Here is an 18,783-nt window from a genome sequence, read left to right as displayed (position 1 = left end):
ATCATGCTCATTTACAAGTGTGGCCTAAGCCGGGCAAGGTAGAATGATTTTTTTCCGTGCCGAGGACGTCGTCGCATGCTCATCCGTATCGCCCGCATCACTTTTCTCGTCGCCGCCCTGCTCGTGCAGGGCGTGGCGCCGGGCGCGTCCCTCAAGCTCGACGATCCGCTGCCGATCGGGGCCCAGGTCAAGGTCGGCAAGCTCGACAATGGCCTGACCTACTATATCCAGCGCAACCGCATGCCCGAGCACAAGCTGGAACTGCGCCTCGTCGTCAAGGCCGGCTCGATCCTCGAGGACGAGGACCAGCAGGGCCTGGCCCACTTCACCGAGCACATGGCCTTCAACGGCTCGCGCCATTTCAAGAAGCACGAGCTCGTCTCGTACCTGCAGTCGATCGGCGTGAAGTTCGGCGCCGACCTGAACGCCTACACCTCGTTCGACGAAACCGTCTACATCCTGCCCGTGCCGTCCGACCGCAAGGACGACCTCGACAAGGCCTTCCTCGTACTGGAAGACTGGGCCCACGGCCTCACGCTGACGGACGCCGACATCGACAAGGAACGCGACATCGTCCTCGAGGAAGCCCGCCTCGGCAAGGGCGCCGGCGACCGCATGCAGAAGGTCCTGATGCCGAAGATCTACAACGGCTCGCGCTATGCCGACCGCCTGCCGATCGGCCAGGAAGACGTCATCCGCACCTTCAAGCCGGACACGCTGCGCCGCTTCTACAAGGACTGGTACCGCCCCGACCTGATGGCGGTCGTCGCCGTGGGCGACATCGATCCCGCCCAGGCCGAGAAATTGATCCGCCGTCATTTCGCCGGCCTGAAGAATCCCGCTCACGCGCGTCCGCGCGACTACGCGAAGATCCCGGCACGCACGGACAACGAGGCGCTCGTCGTCACCGACAAGGAAGCGGGCCCGGCGTCGATCCTGATCCGCTACCCGCTGCAACCGTTCCATGAGCGCGCCACCCTGCGCGGCTACCGCGAGCAACTGGTCGAAGCGCTGTTCGCGGGCATGCTGAACCAGCGCCTGCAGGAATTGTCGGCGCTGCCCTCCCCGCCGTTCATCGGCGCGAGCAGCGCCCTGTCGCGCCTGACGCCGCGCTACCGCTCGTACAACGCGATGGCCGCGCTGGGCATGAACGGCGCCACCGTCGCCATCGACGCGCTCGTGCAGGAAAACGAGCGGGCCCGCCGCTTCGGCTTCACGGCGAGCGAACTCGATCGCATGAAGAAGACGATGATGCGCACCTACGAGCGCGCCTGGAACGAGCGCGACAAGACGGATTCCGCCGTCCACGCCGCCGAACTGATGCGTAACTTCCTCGAAGGCGAATCGATTCCCGGCATCGATGCGGAGTACCGCTACGTGAAGGAACTGGCACCCGGGATCACGCTCGCGGAGATCAATGCCTACGCCGCCAGGACCATCCCGGCCGACTCCGGCAAGCTCGTGATCTACACGGGGTCGACCAAGACGGAAGGCGACGCCCCGATTCCCACCGGCGCGCAATTGCTGGCCGCCGTCACGAAGGCCGAGAAGCGCGACGTGAAGGCGCACGACGAAAAGGCCGTCGCCGCGCACCTGATGGACCAGCCGCCCGCGCCCGGCAAGATCGTCGAGGAAAGCCGCGATGGGAGCCTCGGCCTCACGCGGCTGACGCTGTCGAACGGCGTCAAGGTGATCCTCAAGCCGACGACGTTCCGCAACGACCAGGTCCTGATGAGCGCCGCGCGGTTCGGCGGCCAGAGCCTGTTCGACGACAAGGACATGTTCAACGCCCGCTACGCCGACACGATCGTCGCCGCGATGGGCCTGAAGGATTTCTCGCCGCTGGACATGCGCAAGATCCTGGCCGGCAAGGCCGCCTCCGTGAGCGCGGGCCTGGGCAACAACACCGACGTCGTCGCGGGCACGGCGGGCGCCACCGACGTCGAGACGATGCTGCAGATGGTGTGGCTGAAGTTCGCCGGCGTGCGCCGCGACGAAGACCTGTACAAATCGTTCATCGGCAAGCAGATGGAACTGGCGCGCAATCGCCTGTCGCAGCCGGGCGCCCTGTTCGGCGACACCGTGCTGGCCACGCTCTACAACAATAATCCGCGTGCCCCGCGCGCCCTGCGTCCCGAAGACATCGGCAAGATCGACCTCGACCGCGCGATCGCCATCTACCGCCAACGCTTTTCCAGCGCCAAGGACCTGACGTTCATCTTCGTGGGCAGTTTCGACGTGGCCGCCATCAAGCCGCTGATCGCGACCTACCTCGGCAGCCTGCCCACGCCGGACATCCCGACCGCCTTCCGCGACCTCGGCATCCGTCCCGTGACGGGCGTCGTCAAGCGCGAAATCAAGAGCGGCTCGGAAGACCGCAGCAACGTGTCGCTGACGTTCACGGGCCCGAGCGAGGTGACGGAACTGGAAGAACTGCGCCTGTCCGCGCTGACGGAAGTGATGAACATCCGCATCATCGACATCCTGCGCGAAAAGCTGGGCCTGATCTATGGCGGCGGCATGGAAGCCTCGATGACGCGCATCCCGTACAGCCACTATACGATCGGCGTCCAGTTGCCGACGGGCCCGGACAACGTCGACAAGGTGCTGGAGGCAACGTTCGCGGAGATCGATCACATGCGCAAGGATGGTCCGACGCAGGAAGACCTGGACAAGGTCAAGACGAACTGGCTGCAGACCTACCGCAAGTCGCTGCAGGAAAACGCGTACTGGCTGGCCGCCCTGCAGACGTCGCTGACGGAAGGCACCGATCCGGGCACCATCCTCACGTTCGACAAGGACATCCAGAACCTCACCGTGGACGACGTCAAGCGGGCGGCGCAGCGCTACCTGAACAAGGAGAACTACGTGCAGGTGGTGCTGAATCCGGAGGCCAAGGCCGCCGCGGCCCAGGCACGGAATGACACCGGAAAGAAACCCGGCGAATCCTGATTACTTCAAGTACTTGTTGAACCACGCGATCTCGCGCGCCCGCAGGTCGCGCTGGTTCTCCGGCTTGCGGAACGCGTGTCCCTCGCCGTCAACCACGAGCAAGGTGGTCGGCACGCCCATCGCCTTCAGGCCGTGCCAGAACTCGAACGATTGCGCCGGCGGGCACTCGACGTCGCGCTCGCCCACGTAGACGAAGGTCGGCGTGCGCGCCACCTTGATCGATTCGATCGGCGACGCGGCGCGGTAGACGGCGGGATCGTCGTACATCGTCGCGCCGAAGTACGGCACCATCCACTGGTCGATGCCGTTCTGGCCGTAGTAGCTGATCCAGTTGGCGATGCCGGCGCCGGCCACCGCGGCCTTGAAGCGCTGGCTGTGCGTGACGCCCCACATCGTCATGAAGCCGCCGTAGGAATGCCCCATCAGCCCGAGGCGGTTGCCGTCGATGGGCGCGCGCGCGATGACCGCGTCGACGCCGGCCAGGATGTCGCGCCAGTCGCCGCCGCCGAAGTCGCGCCGGTTCGCGCGCGTAAACGCCGCGCCCTGGCCATAGCTGCCGCGCGGGTTCGGCATGAAGACGAAATACCCTTCCTTCACGAGGTCGCGCGCGAGCGGGTTGCCGTTGTCGCCGGCCGCCACGTAGCGCGGCGACGCCGCCGCCGCCGGGCCGCCATGCACCTGCACGATCATCGGGTAGGTGCGGCCCGCCTCGACGCTGCGCGGGCCCAGCAGCCAGCCCTGCACGTTGAACCCGTCGTTGGTCCAGCCGATGCTGCGCGCGGCGACCTGCGGCAGGAACCCGTCGTTGTCGCGGGTGATGGGCACCAGTTCCGGCAGGCGTCCGGCGACGATGCGCGGCGCGTGCTCGAAGTCTTCCGTCACCGACGCGGCCACGCGGCCGTCCGCGCTGAACACGACCCGCCCGTCGCGTCCCGCCGAGACGCCCACGGGCGCCTGCCACAGCATGCGCGCGCTGCGCGCCACGGGATCGATCGCGGCGATGCCGGCGTCGCTGCCGGCCAGCACGGACGCGAGCAACTCCTTGCCGCGCCACGTGATGCCGTTGAACGTGCCTTTGTAATCCGGCGTGACGTCGACCGGTTCCCCGCCTTCCAGCGGCACCGTGTACACGTCGCCGCCGACGGAGCCGAAGTCGCTCATCAGGCCACCGATGAACGCGACCGTGCGACCGTCCGGCGACACGTGGGGCATGTTCATCTGCATCTTCGGCGCCGCGATGATGCGCAGGCGGCCGCTCGCCGCGTCGACGTGGCCGAGCGTTGCGATCCACCAATTGTTGTCGCCATTGCCCCGCGCGCTCGTGACGACGAAGCCCTTGCCGTCCGGCGTCCAGTCATATTCGTAGATAAAGGTATCGCCTGGCGACACGAGGCGGTAGTCCCCGCCTGCCGCGGGCACGATCGCGATGCGCTGCTCGTCCTCTTCCTGCGCGAGGCCGATCTCGCCGACCTGGCGCGCCCCCGCCTCGACGGCACCCGTGAGCTTCTTCGCGCCGACCGTCGCGAGGAAGGCGACCTGGCGGCCGTCCGGTGACCAGCGCACCGTGCCGGCGACGCCCCCGATCGTGGCCAGCGTCGTCACGCGGCCGTCGCGCACCAGCACGACGCTGGCGGTGCCGGCCCTCGGATCGGCGACGATGGCGGCCAATGTCTTCTGGTCCGGCGACCACGCGAGGGACTCCAGGCGGCATGGCGCGCAATCGGATTTCTGCCACGTCGACGCGATCCGGCCGGTGGCCGTGTCGCGCACGACGATGCGCGGCCCCGTCTTCGGTTCACCCTCCACCGCTTCCACCGCCGCGATGCGCTCGCCGTTTGCCGTCATCGCGAGCGTTCGGTAGGTGCGCATGCCGGCTGGATCGGCATGTGCCAACGCGGCCGCCGCCAGCAGCACGGTCAATGCCGCGCCGCGCGCGACGGTCTTGCGATCGAGGGAAAGGTCCCGGGTCATGTCTCGTCCTTGTTATCGTTGCGATGCCAACGTAAAGACGGGCAGGCCGGCTACGCTGGCACGCAGGCCAGCAGGCAGTCTACGCCATTCGCTCAGGCCTTGGCGGCGCTGAGCATGCGCTCCACGTAGCGCGCGATGAGGTCGATCTCGAGATTGACCTTCTTGCCGGCGCGCAGGTGCTTCAGCGTCGTAACGGCGATCGTGTGCGGGATCAGGTTGATCGAGAAGCGGCAGCACTGGCTGCCGGCGGCGTCGATGTCCTCGACGCTGTTGACGGTCAGCGACACGCCGTTCACGACGACGGAACCTTTATAGGCCAGGTACTTGCCCAGGTCGCGAGGCGCGTCGACGACGAGCTTCCACGACTCGCCCACCTGCTCGAAGCTGTGCACGTCGCCGAGGCCGTCGACATGGCCCGAGACGAGGTGGCCGCCCAGGCGCTCGGCCAGGGTCAGCGCCTTTTCCAGGTTCACTTCGCCCGGCTGGTCGAGGCCCACCGTGCGATTGAGGCTCTCGCGCGAGACGTCGACCGCGAAGGCGCTGTCCGTCTTTTCGACGACGGTCATGCAGGCGCCGTTGATGGCGATCGAGTCGCCCAGCGCGACGTCGGCAAGCGGCAGGCCGCCCGCGTCGATGTCCAGGCGCACGCCGGCATCCGCGCCGTCCGCCAGCGGGGTAACCGATTTGATGCTGCCGACGGCAGCGACGATTCCGGTGAACATGATCTCTTCCTTTGTTTTGACAGTATCGGTATTACGCGTGGCGCTTCGGATCCTCGTCCCGCTTGAAACGCGCCAGGATGCGCAGGTCCGGCCCGACCTGGGCCACGCCGTGGAAATGCAGCGGCAGCTTGTCGGCGAGGTGCGCGAGCGGCGGCAGCGCGAACATCCCCTGTCCCGGGCCGACGAGGCTGGGCGCGAGGTAGACGAGCAGCTCGTCCACGCAGCCCTCGCGCACGAGCGAGGCGTTCAGCTTGGAACCGGCCTCGACGTGCAGCTCGTTGATCTCGCGCCGCCCCAGCTCGCGCATCAGCGCGGGCAGGTCGACCTTGCCGGACGCATTCGGCAACATGAGGATCTCGTGTCCCAGCGCCTGCAGCGCCGCTTCCTTGTCCGCGTCCGGCACGGCGGCCACGATCCAGCACGGCTCGCCCTGGAGGATGCACGCGTCGAGGTCGATGTCGAGGCGGCTGTCGACGATCACGCGGCGCGGCTGCAGCGGCGTGTCGATGCCGCGCACCGTCAGCTGCGGGTTGTCGACCTTGATCGTGCCGATGCCGGTCAGGATCGCGCTCGCGCGCGCGCGCCACGCGTGGCCGTCCGCGCGCGCCTGGGGGCTCGTGATCCACTGGCTCTCGCCGTTGTCCAGCGCCGTGACGCCGTCCAGGCTGGCCGCCGTCTTCAGGCGCACCCACGGCCGCCCGTGGCGCATGCGCGTGAAGAAGCCGATGTTCAATTCATGGGCCGGTTCGGCCAGCAGGCCCGCGCTGACCTCGATCCCGGCCGCTTCCAGCTGCGCGAGGCCGCGGCCGGCGACGAGCGGATTCGGATCGACCATCGCCGCCACGACGCGGCCGACGCCCGCCTGGATCAGCGCGTTCGAGCACGGCGGCGTGCGGCCGTAATGGCTGCACGGCTCCAGCGTCACGTAGGCGGTGGCGCCGCGCACGTCGTTGCCGCGCGCCTGCGCATCGCGCAGCGCCTGGATCTCGGCATGGGCCTGGCCCGCGGCCTGCGTGTGGCCCGCGCCGATGACGGTGCCGTCGCGCACGATCACGCAGCCGATGCGCGGGTTGGGCGCGGTGATGTACATACCCTTCGCCGCCCATTCCAGGGCCAGCGCCATGCCGTCGGTATCGCTCTGTATCTGCACTCTCGTTTCCGGTCTCGCTACGTTGTGTTGCCAGGTTCGCACTGGCGGCGTCCCGCCGCTTGAAGGTTCACGCTGGCGGCGACTCGCCGCTTGACGGTTCACCGCCGCCTAATTGTCATGGCGCCGGTGCGCCGTCGCAACCCGCATCGCGCGCCGGATCGCACACGCGCGCCCGGCCCAGCATGTTGATTTTAATACGGCGGATGTGCCCGCCATGAAACAGCGACACCGTTCCCCAGCGCGCCGCCGCGCTGTTACCGTCGGCGCAACTGCGTCCCGCGCCATTGTAGGCGATATAGTACGGCCGTGCGACATTCGTGAAAGCGAAGTCGATGGCAATGCCCGGCGCCAGCGGCCCGTGCTCCGCGATCAGCTCGCCCTCCCCCGGCTGGCCACCACCGTCGCGGTCTCGGTCGGGGTCACTGAGCACTTGCCAGCCCTGGCGCCAGTCGGCCCCGAGCGGATCGCGCGGCACCACCTTGACGTGCCGCCCGCGCGCGAGCGCCTGCGCCCGCGCGAGGTCGATGGCCGCGAACAGGTCGCCGGTGGCGGCCTTCAGCTGCTGCGTCCGCACGAGGTCGCGCAGGTCGGGCACGGCGATGGCCAGCACGATCGCGGACACGGCGAGCACGATGCACAGTTCGGGCAGCGTCACCCCGGCCGGCCGCCGGGCGCGCCTGGGAATGGATGTCACGGCCAACATCGCGCCTCCGGGTGTTCCGCGCCCTGGTGCCCGGTACTGTCGAGCGTCAGCGCGCCGCAATCGGGATCGCGGAAGCGCATGTCGACGCGGGCCGTGCCGGGACGGGCGCGGATCTCGACGCAGTCCCCGATCTCGCGGCCGGGACAGGCATGCGCGTCGAGCTCGTAGGCGCTGGCGGACGCGCTGGAGCCCGACCACCACGCGAAGCCGTCCGCGCCGGGCTCGCTCGCCGAGAACTCGACATACGTCTGATGCTGGAGGCGGTAGCGCTCCTGGCGCTGCATGGCGTCGATCAGCGCCACCTGGCCCTCGACGCGCCTGACGCGCACGGTGTAGCCGGCGTAGGACGGGTACGCGAGCGCGCCGAGGATGCAGAGGATAGTCAGGACGATCATCAATTCGACGAGCGTGAATCCCGCATCATGGCCGGGTACGGGCGTGCAGCTCGTCCCAGTTCGCGATCTCGCGCCAGCCGATACGGCCGGCCGGAAGCCGGCGTTCCGGCGGCCGATCGCCGTTGCCGCCGCCGCGTGCGTCCTCGTTGCCATTGTCATGTCCTTCATCATCGTCGTTTCCATGTCCGTGATCGCCTCCGGCGCCGCTCGCCGGCGGCGGCAGCCGGACCAGCGACTGCAATACGACCCGCGTCGACGTCCGCATCCCGAAGCCGATGGCCGTGACGCGATAAAAGCTGCCCTGTTGCGCCACCGCCCCCGCCGGCGCGATCCTTTCGATGACGTAGGCCGGCAGCCGCGCGGTCAAGCCCCCACGGCCGACCGCCAGCACGGCGCTCGTGAACCGGCCATAGGGCACGAGCGCCGGGTTGCCGGCGTCCGCCAGGTCGAGCGCCTGCCATGCCGGCGGCGACCGCTCGCGGCACAGCCCGACGTCGTCCGCACCGCGGCCGCAGTCCTCCGCGAACGCGTCGCCGCCCACCGGACCGAAGTGCGCGGTGCGCTCCGCCGGCACGCCCGCCGCGCCGGCGACGTCGTGCTCGGCGTCGCGCAGGGCCGCCTCGGCCGCCGCCTGCGCAACGTCGCGGTCGCGCTCGTTGCGCGCGGACGCCAGCAGGACGAACGCCCCGCGCGCGACGGCCACGCCGATCACCATCGTCGCCAGCATCAAGGTCAGCGCGCAGACGAGGGCCAGTCCGCGTTCGCGTGCGAACGTCCTCATGATGGCGGCGCCGGCACCGCGGCCGTGAACGTGAACAGCCGCCGCTCGCGCCGGCGCAGGTCCGGCGTCATACGCGCTTCGTCGAGCGAGCTGCCGGGGTCGTCAAACCCCGCCGCGGACGCATATCCGGCACCCAGCAGGTCGTAGCGCGCGCTACCGGGTTCGCCACGCGTGGGACGGCTGCCGTGCAGCAGCAGGCCCACGCGTACGCCGACGACGCGTTTCCAGTGCGTCCGCCGGTTGAACTCGGCCGGAGGCAGGGCGGCGAAGCCGGCATCGAGCGCGTCGATCCCCGTCGCGTTCACATAGAGGTTGGGCGTGCCGTCCGGCGGGTCGTCAGTATCGACGCCGTACAGCACCTGGAAGCCGTCCACGCCGCCGACCACCGCGTCCGCGCTCCAGTGCGCGGCGCCGCGGTATTTGCAGTGCAGCTCGGCCTCGCCTTCACCGTTGCGCGCCACGTAGAAGATGCTCCAGCCCTCCTCGCCCGCCGCGACCGGGAAGCCGGCGCAATCGACGGCGCTGGCGTCGCCGGGAAAGCGGACCGCCAGCACGTCGCTGCCGTTGACGGCGGCCGGCAGCGGATCGTCGATGGCGGCCGCGGCACGGGACAAGGTGCGCGCATCCAGTCCCGCGAGGCGTGCCGGGGCATTGTCCGCGGCGGGGTCGGCCAGCATGTCGGGATCGGCGGCGCCGGCCTGGCGTATGGCGCGGCCGATGAGGTCGATGGCGAAGCGTCCGCCGTCCTCCACGCCGCCCGACTCGGCCTGGGCCGCGTATGCGCCGTTCGCGAGCACGAGCAGGCGTCCGGCCATCAGCACGATGCCGAGGCCGATCGTCAGCGCCACCATCAGTTCGACCAGCGTCAGGCCACGCTGATGGATCCACGCGTTCATGGCGCCGCTCCCGCCAGCGGCATCATCAGCTTTGGGGCACCGGTCTCGCTGTCGCCTTGCGCGCGCCAGCCGAGCTTGACGACAACGGGCGCGCCGTCTTCCCCGTCGCAGGTCCAGGGCAGTACGCCGGCGGCATCGGGCCGGCCCGCATCGCGGCACACGCGGATGCGTCCCCCGGGGAAACCGGCCGCCACGGTCTCGGCCACTTCGAACACGTCGAAGCGCGCCAGGTCGTCCGCGTCGCAATCCGTGTCCGCATAGCACAGCGCCGGTGCGGCCGGCGCACCACCGGCGTTGGCGTCATAATCGAGGTGGAGATAGGGGTTGTCGGACTGCGCCAGCGCACCGGGATTGGTGCGCATGCGCTCGGCCAGCGAGCGCGCCAGGCGGGTGCCGTCGGACAGGCGGGCCGCGTCGCGCGCAGAGCGCACGGCCAGCGTCTGCAGCGCGGCCGCGCCGGCGATGCCGAGCGCGACGACGAACAGGGCGACGAGCACTTCGACCAGTGTAAACCCCGCGCGCACGCTCAGTGGCGAACCCGACAGCGACCGCATCGACGACCTCCAGCATTGCGTTGAACAGAGCTGACAAGGTAACAGTCGAGCTCCGGCAAGCCGTGTGGCGACTCAACCGTGAGGAGGGAACTAAAAACCGGGAAAAGTGACGCGCTTATTTGCGCGGCTGGCCCACTTCGGCGATGGCTTCCTGGAACTCGGCCAGGTCTTCGAAGTTCTTGTAGACGGAGGCGAAGCGGATGTAGGCGATCTTGTCGAGACGCTTGAGTTCCTGCATCACCAGCTCGCCGACATGGCCCGTGTCGACCTCGCGCCGGCCGCTGGTAAGAAGTTTTTCTTCGATGGAGGCGACGGCGCGGTCGATGGCTTCGGCCGCCACGGGACGCTTGCGCAGCGCGAGCATCAGGCTGCCGCGCAGCTTGGAGGATTCGTATTCGGTACGGCTGCCGTTCTTCTTGACGATGAACGGCATCGAGAGCTCGATCCGTTCGTACGTGGTGAACCGCTTGTCGCACGCGACGCAGCGGCGCCGGCGGCGGATGGCGTCACCTTCCTCGGATACGCGGGTATCGAGGACCTGGGTGTCTTCATGCTGACAGAACGGACATTTCATGGGGCTCGTAGAGGGCGCCGCAAGGGCGCCCTCCCTATCGCTTTACGCTTCGTAGACCGGGTACTTGTCGGTCAGTTGCTTGACTTCCGCCTTGACGCGCTCGATGGTCGCGGCGTCGTGCGGGTTGTCCAGCACGTCGGCGATCAGGTGGCCGACCTTGACGGCGTCTTCTTCCTTGAAGCCGCGGGTCGTGAAGGCCGGGCTGCCCAGGCGGATGCCCGACGTCACGAACGGCTTCTGCGGGTCGTTCGGGATGCCGTTCTTGTTGCAGGTCATGTGCGCCTGGCCCAGGATGGCTTCCGCTTCCTTGCCGGTCAGGCCTTTCGAACGCAGGTCGACGAGCATCACGTGCGACTCGGTACGGCCCGAGACGATGCGCAGGCCGCGCGAGATCAGCGTCTCGGCCAGCGCCTTGGCGTTCTTGACGACCTGCTGCTGGTAGGCCTTGAATTCCGGCGACAGCGCTTCCTTGAAGGCGACCGCTTTACCGGCGATCACGTGCATCAGCGGACCACCCTGGATGCCCGGGAAGATCGCGGAGTTGATGGCCTTCTCGTGCTCGGCCTTCATCAGGATGATGCCGCCGCGCGGGCCGCGCAGCGACTTGTGCGTCGTCGACGTGACGAAGTCGGCGTGCGGGACCGGGTTCGGGTATTCGCCGGCGGCGATCAGGCCGGCGTAGTGGGCCATGTCGACCATGAAGTAGGCGCCGACTTCCTTCGCCACGCGGGCGAAGCGCTCGAAGTCGATACGCAGGGCGAAGGCGGAGGCGCCGGCGATGATCAGCTTCGGCTTGTGCTCGCGCGCCAGGCGTTCCATCTGCTCGTAGTCGATGTCTTCCTGCTCGGTCAGGCCGTAGGAGATGACGTTGAACCACTTGCCCGACATGTTCAGCGCCATGCCGTGGGTCAGGTGGCCGCCTTCGGCCAGCGACATGCCCATGATGGTGTCGCCCGGCTTCAGCATCGCGAAGAACACGCCCTGGTTCGCCTGCGAACCCGAGTTCGGCTGGACGTTCGCGGCTTCGGCGCCGAACAGTTCCTTCACGCGGTCGATCGCCAGCTGCTCGGCGACGTCGACGTATTCGCAGCCGCCGTAGTAGCGCTTGCCCGGATAGCCTTCGGCGTACTTGTTGGTCAGTTGCGAGCCCTGGGCCTGCATCACGGCCGGCGACGTGTAGTTCTCGGATGCGATCAGCTCGATGTGGTCCTGCTGGCGCTTGTTTTCCTTCTGGATGGCATCAAACAGTTCCGGGTCAACCTTGGCGAGCGTGTGATCTTTTGCAAACATGAAAAAACTCCAATCGATAAGAGAACCAGGCAACGGTCAGCGCTGAACAGGCGGGAGCCGAAACACATGCGGGGCAGCCGCGATACCAACGCGTACCAGTCGGTGGCTGCCCAGGCGAACGGCAAGTTTGAAATCTCACGTTCCCCGGTGGGTGCCCACCTTCGCCACGCGCCGGCAGGCCGATCGCTCCTGATCGGACGGCAGCGCACGGTTTTCGCCAGTCACGTGAGATGTAAATGGAACCCCGGATTGTACGGGATTGTGCGGCTGCCAGGCAAGGAAACCGATGCCGACCTGTCAACCCGGCCTCCGGCGCTGCCCCGCGTGGTCATTTCAGCTACAATCTCACGGTTACAACCTGCCAGGCAAAAACCAAAATGATCGTTTTCATCACCGGCGCATCGGCCGGCTTCGGCGCCGCCATGGCGCGCACTTTCGTCAAGAACGGCCACCAGGTGGTGCTGGCGGCGCGTCGCAAGGACCGTCTGGATGCGTTGGCCAAGGAACTGGGCGAATCCGCCCTGCCGATCGCGATGGACGTCACCGACAAGAATTCGATCGAGGAAGCGCTGTCGATGCTGCCGCAATCCTGGCGCCAGATCGACGTCCTGATCAACAATGCCGGCCTGGCCCTGAACACGAAGCCGGCGTACGAGGTGCCGCTGGAAGACTGGGAAACGATGATCGCCACGAACATCAAGGGCCTCGTCACGATGACGCACGCCCTGCTGCCCGCGATGGTCGAGCGCGGCAATGGCCTGGTCATCAACATCGGCTCCGTGGCCGGCCGCACCCCGTATCCGGGCGGGAACGTGTACGGCGCCACCAAGGCGTTCGTCGAGCAGTTCACGCTGAACCTGCGCGCCGACCTCGCCGGCACCGGCGTGCGCGCGACGAACATCGCGCCGGGCCTGTGCGGCGGTACCGAGTTCTCGAACGTGCGCCTGCGCGACGACGCGGCCGCGGCCAAGGTCTACGAAGGCACGCAGCCGCTGACGGCCGAAGACATCGCCGAGACCGCCTACTGGATCGCCTCCCTGCCGCCGCACGTCAACATCAACCAGATCGAGATGATGCCGACCTGTCAGGGCTACGGTCCGCTCAACATCAAGCGCAACCTGGGCTGAGGCGTCAAGCACAAAAATCGGCCGACCGGCGAACGAATTGTTTTCGCTTTGTAACAGCGGCGCCGGCCAAAATGAAAAAGTGCTACAGTTGCTGGCTTGGCATGAGCCTCTCACATTCTCACGCCGGCCACTCATACCCAAGTATATGTACCCTGGCGCACGTATAACGGGTATAAATGGCGTAAAATGTTTCCCATTTTCATTTATGGCAGCTGAAATGCCTTCAGTTTTCACCTGGACAGTTCGCGTCTATTACGAGGATACGGACGCCGGCGGCATCGTGTACTACGCCAATTACCTGAAGTTCTTCGAACGTGCGCGCACCGAATGGCTGCGTTCGCTCGGCATCGATCAGCAAACCCTGCGCGACGAGGACGGCGCGCTGTTCGTCGTGCGCAATGCCAGCGTCGACTACGTCGCGTCCGCGCGCCTGGACGATGAAGTGAAACTGACCCTGAACGTGGAAAAGCTCGGCCGCGCGTCCGTCGAGTTCGACCAGCAAGCCTGGCGCGGCGATACGCTGCTCGCCAGCGCCGATGTCCGGGTCGGCTGCATCGATGCCGTCACGATGCGTCCACGTTCCCTCCCCGACCTTGCCGCTGCTAAAATGCGTGCCGCCTGATCATCCATTTGACCAAATATATATCCAATGAACGCAGTCCAAGACCTCTCATTCATTGAACTGATCCGCCATGCCCACGTGCTGGTACAGTTGCTGATGGCCCTGCTGTTCGCGATTTCCCTGATGAGCTGGACATATATTTTCCGCAAGCTGTTCGCGATCCGCGCGGCACGCCGCCAGACGGAACAGTTCGAGCGCAGCTTCTGGGCCGGCGGCAACCTGCACACCCTGCACCAGAGCGCCAGCAGCCAGCGCGACCAGAGCGGTCCGCTGGCCCGCATCTTCGAAGCGGGCATGGGCGAGTTCATCAAGGGCAAGCAGGCGTCGCGCGACGCGCTCGACATGGGCGCGGTGCTGGACGGCGCCCGCCGTGCGATGCGCGCCGCGTTCCACCGCGAACTGGACCAGATGGACACGCACCTGAACTTCCTGGCGTCGGTCGGTTCGGTCTCGCCGTACATCGGCCTGCTCGGTACCGTGTGGGGCATCATGAACGCGTTCCGCGGCCTCGCGAACGTGCAGCAGGCCACGCTGGCCACGGTTGCGCCGGGCATCGCCGAAGCGCTGATCGCGACCGCCATCGGCCTGTTCGCGGCCATTCCAGCCGTGGTCGCGTACAACCGCTTCACCCACGACATCGACCGCCTCGCGATCCGCTTCGAAAGCTTCGTCGAGGAATTCTCGAACATCCTGCAGCGCCAGTCGCGCTGATCGCCGTCACGAGGAACCGACATGGCCTTCAACAGCAGCCTGCGGGGCAGCCGTCGCAAGCTCAAGTCCGAGATCAACGTCGTACCGTACATCGACGTGATGCTGGTGCTGCTCATCATCTTCATGGCGGTGCCGCCGACGCAGAACCCCAGCGAGATCAAGCTGCCCAGCGCCGAGCGCTCGACGCAGCCGCCGGACGACTACATCCAGGTCGCGATCAAGGAGAATGCCCAGCTGCAGATCGGCATCACGGGCAAGAATCCGCAGCCGCTGGAAGACGTATCGAGCCGTTCGACGCTCGTCACGCGCCTGCGCGACCTGCACGCCGAGCATCCGGATTACCCGGTCTTGATAGCTGGCGACCGCGACAGCAAATACGATGACGTCATCCAGCTGATTTCGGAAGCCAAGAAGATGGGTATCACCCGCGTCGGCCTGGCCACGAAGTGAAGACGAACTGATGTCAGCAACGAAGCAGACCAACATCGGCAACGGCACGCCTTACAGCGTGCCGCCTGAACCGAACCGCTGGCCGGCCATCGGCCTGGCGGTGGGCGTGCACGCCATGCTGCTGGCGTTCCTGTGGATCGGCGTGAGCTGGCAGAACAATGCGCCCGTCGCCGTCGAGGCGGAAATCTGGGACGTGACGACGCAGACCGCCGCGCCGCCGCCCGCCCCGGCGCCCGAGCCGGAACCCGAACCCGAGACCCCGCCGCCGCAACCCGCGCCGAAAGCCGTGGAGCCGCCGCCCGTCGTCGAAAAGCCGCAGCCGAAGGCGCCGGACATCGCCCTCGAGCGCGAAAAGAAACGCAAGGAAGAATTGAAGCGCAAGCAGCTCGAGGAAGAGCGCGAACGCGAACTGGCGGAACAGAAACGCGCGGAAGAAAAGAAAGCGAAGGCGCTCGCCGAGAAGAAGGAACGCGAACTCGAAGAGAAGAAGGCCAAGGCCGACGCGGAAAAGAAAGAAGCCGAGAAAAAGAAAAAAGAAGACGCGGAAAAGAAAAAGAAAGAGGAAGCGGACAAGAAGAAAAAGGCCGCCGAAGAACAGAAGAAACTGGATGCCGCGCGCGCCGCGGAAATGCGCCGCATCACGGGCGCGGCAGGCAACCCGACCAGCACCGGCACAGCCGAGAAGTCGACGGCGCCGCGCATCGACACCGGATATGGCGCGGCCATCCGGGGCAAGGTAAAAGGCAATACGTCGTACGCGGGCAGCCTGGACGAACCGGGCAACCCGACGGCGACGTTCCGCGTCGAGCAGTTGCCGACCGGCGAGATCATTTCGGTCAGGAAGATCAAGAGCAGTGGTGTGCCTTCGTTCGACGACGCCGTCGAAAAAGGCATCGCCAAATCGTCCCCACTGCCCAAGAAGAAAGATGGTACGGTAGAGCGTTCCCTCGTGATCGAGTTCCATATGAAGGATCTGCAGTGATCGCGTTCCGACCTTAACCATTGCTGAGAGAAACATGAAGAAACTACATACCCTGCTGTTTTCGGCCACCCTCCTGATGGGCGTGGCTGCACATGCCCAGCTGAAAGTCGAAATCGCCGGCGTGGGCAGCAACCAGATCCCGGTCGCAGTCGCGGCATTCGCCGACGAATCGGTGGCCCCCGAACAGGTGTCCGCCATCATCCGCGCCGACCTCGAACGCAGCGGCGTGTTCAAGGTCATCGACGCGCGCCAGGCCATTTCCGACACCGCCAACATCGACCTGGCCGCCTTCAAGGCCAGCGGTGCCGACGCGCTCGTCGTGGGTTCCGTGCAGCGTCTCGCGGACGGCCGCTTCCAGGTGCGTTATAAACTGCTCGACACCGTCAAGCAGTCGCAGCTGTCGCAACTGTCCGATGCCGTCACGGCGCGCAATACGCGCCTGGAAGGCCACCGCATCGCCGACGACGTCTACGAAAAACTGACCGGCGTGCGCGGCATCTTCTCGACCCGCATCACGTACGTGAAGCAGGATCCGGCCGCGCGCGACTACAAGCTCGTCGTGGCCGACGCGGACGGCGAAGGCGAACAGGTCGCCGCGCACGGCCGCGAGCCGATCATCTCGCCGTCGTGGTCGCCGGACGGCACGAAGGTCGCGTACGTCTCGTTCGAACTGCGCAAGCCCGTGATCTACGTGCAGAACCTGGTGACGGGCCAGCGTACCGTGGTGGCCAACGAGAAGGGCAACAACTCCGCACCGGCCTGGTCGCCGGACGGCACGAAGCTGGCTCTCGCCCTGTCGAAGACCGGCAATACGCAAATCTGGATCGTGAACGCGGACGGCAGCGGCCTGCGCCGCGTATCGAATAGCAACGGCATCGACACCGAGCCGCAGTTCTCGCACGACGGCCAGTCGATTTACTTCACCAGCGACCGCAGCGGCGGTCCGCAAATTTACAAGATGAGCGTGAACGGCGGGCAGGCAACCCGCGTCACGTTCAACGGCAACTACAATATCAGCCCTCGTGTATCCCCGGACGGCAAGACGCTGGCGTGGATTTCGCAACGCGATGGGGGTTTTTCCCTGTATGCGATGGACCTGGCTTCCGGTCAGGAACAACGCTTGGCCGATGGGGCCACCGAACCGAGTTTTTCGCCGAACGGCAAATACATCATGTATGCGACGAAGGGTGGCGGGCGTACCGCATTGGCCGTTGTGTCGGTCGACGGACGTGTCAAGCAGCGCCTGAGCACCCAAGCGGGAAACATTCGGGAGCCCAGCTGGGGCCCGTTTATGAAGTAAAAACTTTTTGACCAGGAGAAAAACCATGCGTAATGTAAAAAGTGTAGCGTTCATCGTGGCTGCCGCCGCCCTGCTGTCGGCATGCTCGTCGACCAAGCTGCAGGAAGCCCCGAAAGTCGAAGAAAAGCCGGTCGCCCAGGCAACGCCGCCGGCCGAACCTGCACGTGAAATCAAGCCGGTCGAAACCGGCAGCGTCGATCCGCTGAACGACCCGAAAGGCGTCCTGGCGAACCGCAGCGTGTACTTCGACTTCGACAGCTACGTTGTCCGTGACGACGGCAAGCCGGTCGTCGAGAACCACTCGGCTTACCTGACCAAGAACACGCAGCGCAAGGTCCTGATCCAGGGCAACACCGACGAGCGCGGCGGCACCGAATACAACCTGGCCCTGGGCCAGAAGCGCGCCGAAGCCGTGCGCAAGTCGATGGCTGCCCTGGGCGTGTCGGACAGCCAGATGGAAGCTGTTTCGCTGGGCAAGGAAAAGCCGAAGGCCACCGGCCACGACGAAGCTGCCTGGGCTGAAAACCGCCGCGCGGACATCGTCTACCAATAATCGGGACGCTGTCTTGCCTGCCTGAGAGCTGGCGCTCCCGGCAGATTTGACAGCGGGGCGGGATGCGGTGCAGACTGCATCCCGCCCCGTTTCCATTTGGATTCCCTGGGAGCGTCGACAAACCTGCTGCGCGTTGCACTGCCGTCCTGCGATGCTCGCTGTACTGCTCGTACAGCTGCGCTTCTCGGCCGACATTGCGGCCGCTCGCGACGGTTTTTCGAGGCTCCCTTTAAGTTTAGAAAGAGTCATGATGATCAAACTGTCCCAGTTCCGCCTCGCCGCCGTCGCCCTCGCCCTGACCGCCTGGCTGCCCCTGCAGGCAAACGCCGGCCTGCTCGACGACGATGAAGCCCGCAAGGCGATACTCGACCTGCGCGCCAAGGTCGATGCACTGGCACGCGACATCAACGCCCGCGTCGACACGAAGGCCGACAAATCGATCGGCGTCGACATGCTGAACCAGCACGAACAGACCATGCAGGAAATCTCGCGCCTGCGCGGCCAGGTCGAAGTCCTCGCCAACGAGATCGCCAACGTCCAGAAGAACCAGAAAGACCTGTACGCCGATCTCGACGCCCGCGTCAAGAAACTCGAACCGCGCCAGGAAACGATCGACGGCCAGACCGCCGAAGTCCTGCCGTCCGAAAAGAAAACCTACGACAGCGCGATGGACCTGTTCAAATCGGGCGACTACAAGGCCGCGGCCGGCGCCCTGCAGGAGTTCGTGCGCCGCTTCCCCGACTCGGCCTATGCCGCCAATGCCCAATACTGGCTCGGCAACGCCTATTACGCGCAGCGCGACTACAAGAACGCGATCGCCGCCCAGGAAGCCGTCGTCGCCAACTACGGCACGAGCGCGAAGGCCCCTGACGCCATGCTCAACATCGCCTCCAGCTATACGGAGCTGAAGGACAAGAAAAATGCCAAGAAGGCCCTGCAGCAGCTCGTGTCGAAGTTTCCGGACTCGGCCGCCGCGCAAGCAGCCAAGGACCGGCTGGCGGCGCTGAAGTAAGCCGTTTGACACGACCGCAGTTTCCCCCTATAATCTTG

19 protein-coding genes and 1 riboswitch are annotated in these 18,783 nt (G+C 66.3%); of the genes, 9 read left to right on the top strand and 10 right to left on the bottom strand.

Features of this window, described 5'->3' with window-relative positions; genetic code table 11:
• Window positions 1–75: 75 nt before the first annotated feature.
• Window positions 76–2,952 carry a M16 family metallopeptidase gene (locus QPK29_RS14050; protein WP_371772077.1) on the top strand — a complete coding sequence of 959 codons (2,877 nt, stop codon included), beginning with the start codon at window positions 76–78 and terminating at the stop codon, window positions 2,950–2,952.
• On the opposite strand, the gene QPK29_RS14045 is transcribed toward QPK29_RS14050, so the two are convergent.
• From QPK29_RS14045 to glyA, 10 genes are all read right to left on the bottom strand, one after another.
• Window positions 2,953–4,923, bottom strand: a complete 1,971-nt coding sequence (locus QPK29_RS14045) for a S9 family peptidase (protein ID WP_371772076.1) — start codon at window positions 4,921–4,923, stop codon at window positions 2,953–2,955.
• 92 nt (window positions 4,924–5,015) lie between these two features.
• Complete coding sequence (locus QPK29_RS14040; protein WP_056127327.1) at window positions 5,016–5,645, bottom strand: riboflavin synthase; 630 nt, start codon at window positions 5,643–5,645, stop codon at window positions 5,016–5,018.
• A 31-nt stretch (window positions 5,646–5,676) separates the two neighbouring features.
• The gene (gene ribD, locus QPK29_RS14035; RefSeq protein WP_371772075.1) at window positions 5,677–6,795 is read right to left on the bottom strand and encodes a bifunctional diaminohydroxyphosphoribosylaminopyrimidine deaminase/5-amino-6-(5-phosphoribosylamino)uracil reductase RibD; all 1,119 of its coding nucleotides are present in this window, start codon (window positions 6,793–6,795) and stop codon (window positions 5,677–5,679) included.
• A gap of 115 nt (window positions 6,796–6,910) precedes the next feature.
• On the bottom strand, window positions 6,911–7,498 hold the full coding sequence (locus QPK29_RS14030; RefSeq protein ID WP_371772074.1) for a GspH/FimT family pseudopilin: 588 nt from the start codon (window positions 7,496–7,498) through the stop codon (window positions 6,911–6,913).
• On the bottom strand, window positions 7,486–8,010 hold the full coding sequence (locus QPK29_RS14025; protein WP_371772083.1) for a type IV pilin protein: 525 nt from the start codon (window positions 8,008–8,010) through the stop codon (window positions 7,486–7,488). Before QPK29_RS14025 ends, QPK29_RS14030 begins: the two co-directional genes overlap by 13 nt.
• The gene (locus QPK29_RS14020) at window positions 7,919–8,674 is read right to left on the bottom strand and encodes a pilus assembly PilX family protein (RefSeq protein ID WP_371772073.1); all 756 of its coding nucleotides are present in this window, start codon (window positions 8,672–8,674) and stop codon (window positions 7,919–7,921) included. Before QPK29_RS14020 ends, QPK29_RS14025 begins: the two co-directional genes overlap by 92 nt.
• Window positions 8,671–9,570, bottom strand: coding sequence for a PilW family protein (locus QPK29_RS14015; protein WP_371772072.1), 900 nt, complete (start codon window positions 9,568–9,570; stop codon window positions 8,671–8,673). The genes QPK29_RS14020 and QPK29_RS14015 overlap by 4 nt, the downstream gene beginning before the upstream one ends.
• The gene (pilV, locus tag QPK29_RS14010) at window positions 9,567–10,124 is read right to left on the bottom strand and encodes a type IV pilus modification protein PilV (protein ID WP_056127311.1); all 558 of its coding nucleotides are present in this window, start codon (window positions 10,122–10,124) and stop codon (window positions 9,567–9,569) included. The genes QPK29_RS14015 and pilV overlap by 4 nt, the downstream gene beginning before the upstream one ends.
• Window positions 10,125–10,239: 115 nt before the next feature.
• Window positions 10,240–10,698 (bottom strand): transcriptional regulator NrdR, encoded by a 459-nt coding sequence (gene nrdR / locus QPK29_RS14005; RefSeq protein WP_056127307.1) that lies wholly within the window; start codon window positions 10,696–10,698, stop codon window positions 10,240–10,242.
• A 42-nt stretch (window positions 10,699–10,740) separates the two neighbouring features.
• Window positions 10,741–11,988, bottom strand: a complete 1,248-nt coding sequence (glyA, locus tag QPK29_RS14000) for a serine hydroxymethyltransferase (protein WP_371772071.1) — start codon at window positions 11,986–11,988, stop codon at window positions 10,741–10,743.
• Window positions 11,989–12,089: 101 nt separating this feature from the next.
• Window positions 12,090–12,223, bottom strand: a riboswitch (ZMP/ZTP riboswitch).
• Between the two features lie 142 nt (window positions 12,224–12,365).
• Here glyA and QPK29_RS13995 point away from each other — a divergent pair.
• From QPK29_RS13995 to ybgF, 8 genes are all read left to right on the top strand, one after another.
• A complete protein-coding gene (locus QPK29_RS13995; RefSeq protein WP_056127303.1) occupies window positions 12,366–13,115 on the top strand; it encodes an SDR family NAD(P)-dependent oxidoreductase in 750 nt (249 codons plus the stop codon).
• Between the two features lie 217 nt (window positions 13,116–13,332).
• Complete coding sequence (gene ybgC, locus QPK29_RS13990; RefSeq protein WP_056127300.1) at window positions 13,333–13,737, top strand: tol-pal system-associated acyl-CoA thioesterase; 405 nt, start codon at window positions 13,333–13,335, stop codon at window positions 13,735–13,737.
• 27 nt (window positions 13,738–13,764) lie between these two features.
• Window positions 13,765–14,448, top strand: coding sequence for a protein TolQ (gene tolQ / locus QPK29_RS13985; RefSeq protein ID WP_036237603.1), 684 nt, complete (start codon window positions 13,765–13,767; stop codon window positions 14,446–14,448).
• Window positions 14,449–14,469: 21 nt separating this feature from the next.
• A complete protein-coding gene (locus QPK29_RS13980; protein ID WP_371772070.1) occupies window positions 14,470–14,898 on the top strand; it encodes a biopolymer transporter ExbD in 429 nt (142 codons plus the stop codon).
• A gap of 10 nt (window positions 14,899–14,908) precedes the next feature.
• Complete coding sequence (gene tolA / locus QPK29_RS13975) at window positions 14,909–15,880, top strand: cell envelope integrity protein TolA (protein ID WP_371772069.1); 972 nt, start codon at window positions 14,909–14,911, stop codon at window positions 15,878–15,880.
• A 34-nt stretch (window positions 15,881–15,914) separates the two neighbouring features.
• On the top strand, window positions 15,915–17,180 hold the full coding sequence (tolB, locus tag QPK29_RS13970) for a Tol-Pal system beta propeller repeat protein TolB (RefSeq protein ID WP_371772068.1): 1,266 nt from the start codon (window positions 15,915–15,917) through the stop codon (window positions 17,178–17,180).
• Window positions 17,181–17,205: 25 nt separating this feature from the next.
• Complete coding sequence (gene pal / locus QPK29_RS13965) at window positions 17,206–17,733, top strand: peptidoglycan-associated lipoprotein Pal (protein WP_371772067.1); 528 nt, start codon at window positions 17,206–17,208, stop codon at window positions 17,731–17,733.
• Between the two features lie 250 nt (window positions 17,734–17,983).
• Window positions 17,984–18,745: a tol-pal system protein YbgF gene (ybgF, locus tag QPK29_RS13960; protein WP_371772082.1), complete on the top strand. Its 762-nt coding sequence runs from the start codon at window positions 17,984–17,986 to the stop codon at window positions 18,743–18,745.
• Window positions 18,746–18,783: the final 38 nt, after the last annotated feature.

Source organism: Massilia orientalis, from assembly GCF_030411975.2.
Lineage (GTDB): Bacteria > Pseudomonadota > Gammaproteobacteria > Burkholderiales > Burkholderiaceae_D > Telluria > Telluria orientalis.
Note: the sequence above shows the minus strand (reverse complement) of the source record. Positions and strands in the feature narration are given on the sequence as shown.

What these genes read in the sequence shown, in the direction of transcription:
- QPK29_RS14050 (WP_371772077.1), top strand. Translation starts at nt 76, where the DNA reads ATGCTCATCCGTATCGCCCGCATCACTTTTCTCGTCGCCGCCCTGCTC.
- QPK29_RS14045 (WP_371772076.1), bottom strand. Translation starts at nt 4,923, where the DNA reads ATGACCCGGGACCTTTCCCTCGATCGCAAGACCGTCGCGCGCGGCGCG.
- QPK29_RS14040 (WP_056127327.1), bottom strand. Translation starts at nt 5,645, where the DNA reads ATGTTCACCGGAATCGTCGCTGCCGTCGGCAGCATCAAATCGGTTACC.
- QPK29_RS14030 (WP_371772074.1), bottom strand. Translation starts at nt 7,498, where the DNA reads ATGTTGGCCGTGACATCCATTCCCAGGCGCGCCCGGCGGCCGGCCGGG.
- QPK29_RS14020 (WP_371772073.1), bottom strand. Translation starts at nt 8,674, where the DNA reads ATGAGGACGTTCGCACGCGAACGCGGACTGGCCCTCGTCTGCGCGCTG.
- QPK29_RS14015 (WP_371772072.1), bottom strand. Translation starts at nt 9,570, where the DNA reads ATGAACGCGTGGATCCATCAGCGTGGCCTGACGCTGGTCGAACTGATG.
- pilV (WP_056127311.1), bottom strand. Translation starts at nt 10,124, where the DNA reads ATGCGGTCGCTGTCGGGTTCGCCACTGAGCGTGCGCGCGGGGTTTACA.
- nrdR (WP_056127307.1), bottom strand. Translation starts at nt 10,698, where the DNA reads ATGAAATGTCCGTTCTGTCAGCATGAAGACACCCAGGTCCTCGATACC.
- glyA (WP_371772071.1), bottom strand. Translation starts at nt 11,988, where the DNA reads ATGTTTGCAAAAGATCACACGCTCGCCAAGGTTGACCCGGAACTGTTT.
- QPK29_RS13995 (WP_056127303.1), top strand. Translation starts at nt 12,366, where the DNA reads ATGATCGTTTTCATCACCGGCGCATCGGCCGGCTTCGGCGCCGCCATG.
- ybgC (WP_056127300.1), top strand. Translation starts at nt 13,333, where the DNA reads ATGCCTTCAGTTTTCACCTGGACAGTTCGCGTCTATTACGAGGATACG.
- tolQ (WP_036237603.1), top strand. Translation starts at nt 13,765, where the DNA reads ATGAACGCAGTCCAAGACCTCTCATTCATTGAACTGATCCGCCATGCC.
- QPK29_RS13980 (WP_371772070.1), top strand. Translation starts at nt 14,470, where the DNA reads ATGGCCTTCAACAGCAGCCTGCGGGGCAGCCGTCGCAAGCTCAAGTCC.
- tolA (WP_371772069.1), top strand. Translation starts at nt 14,909, where the DNA reads ATGTCAGCAACGAAGCAGACCAACATCGGCAACGGCACGCCTTACAGC.
- tolB (WP_371772068.1), top strand. Translation starts at nt 15,915, where the DNA reads ATGAAGAAACTACATACCCTGCTGTTTTCGGCCACCCTCCTGATGGGC.
- pal (WP_371772067.1), top strand. Translation starts at nt 17,206, where the DNA reads ATGCGTAATGTAAAAAGTGTAGCGTTCATCGTGGCTGCCGCCGCCCTG.
- ybgF (WP_371772082.1), top strand. Translation starts at nt 17,984, where the DNA reads ATGATCAAACTGTCCCAGTTCCGCCTCGCCGCCGTCGCCCTCGCCCTG.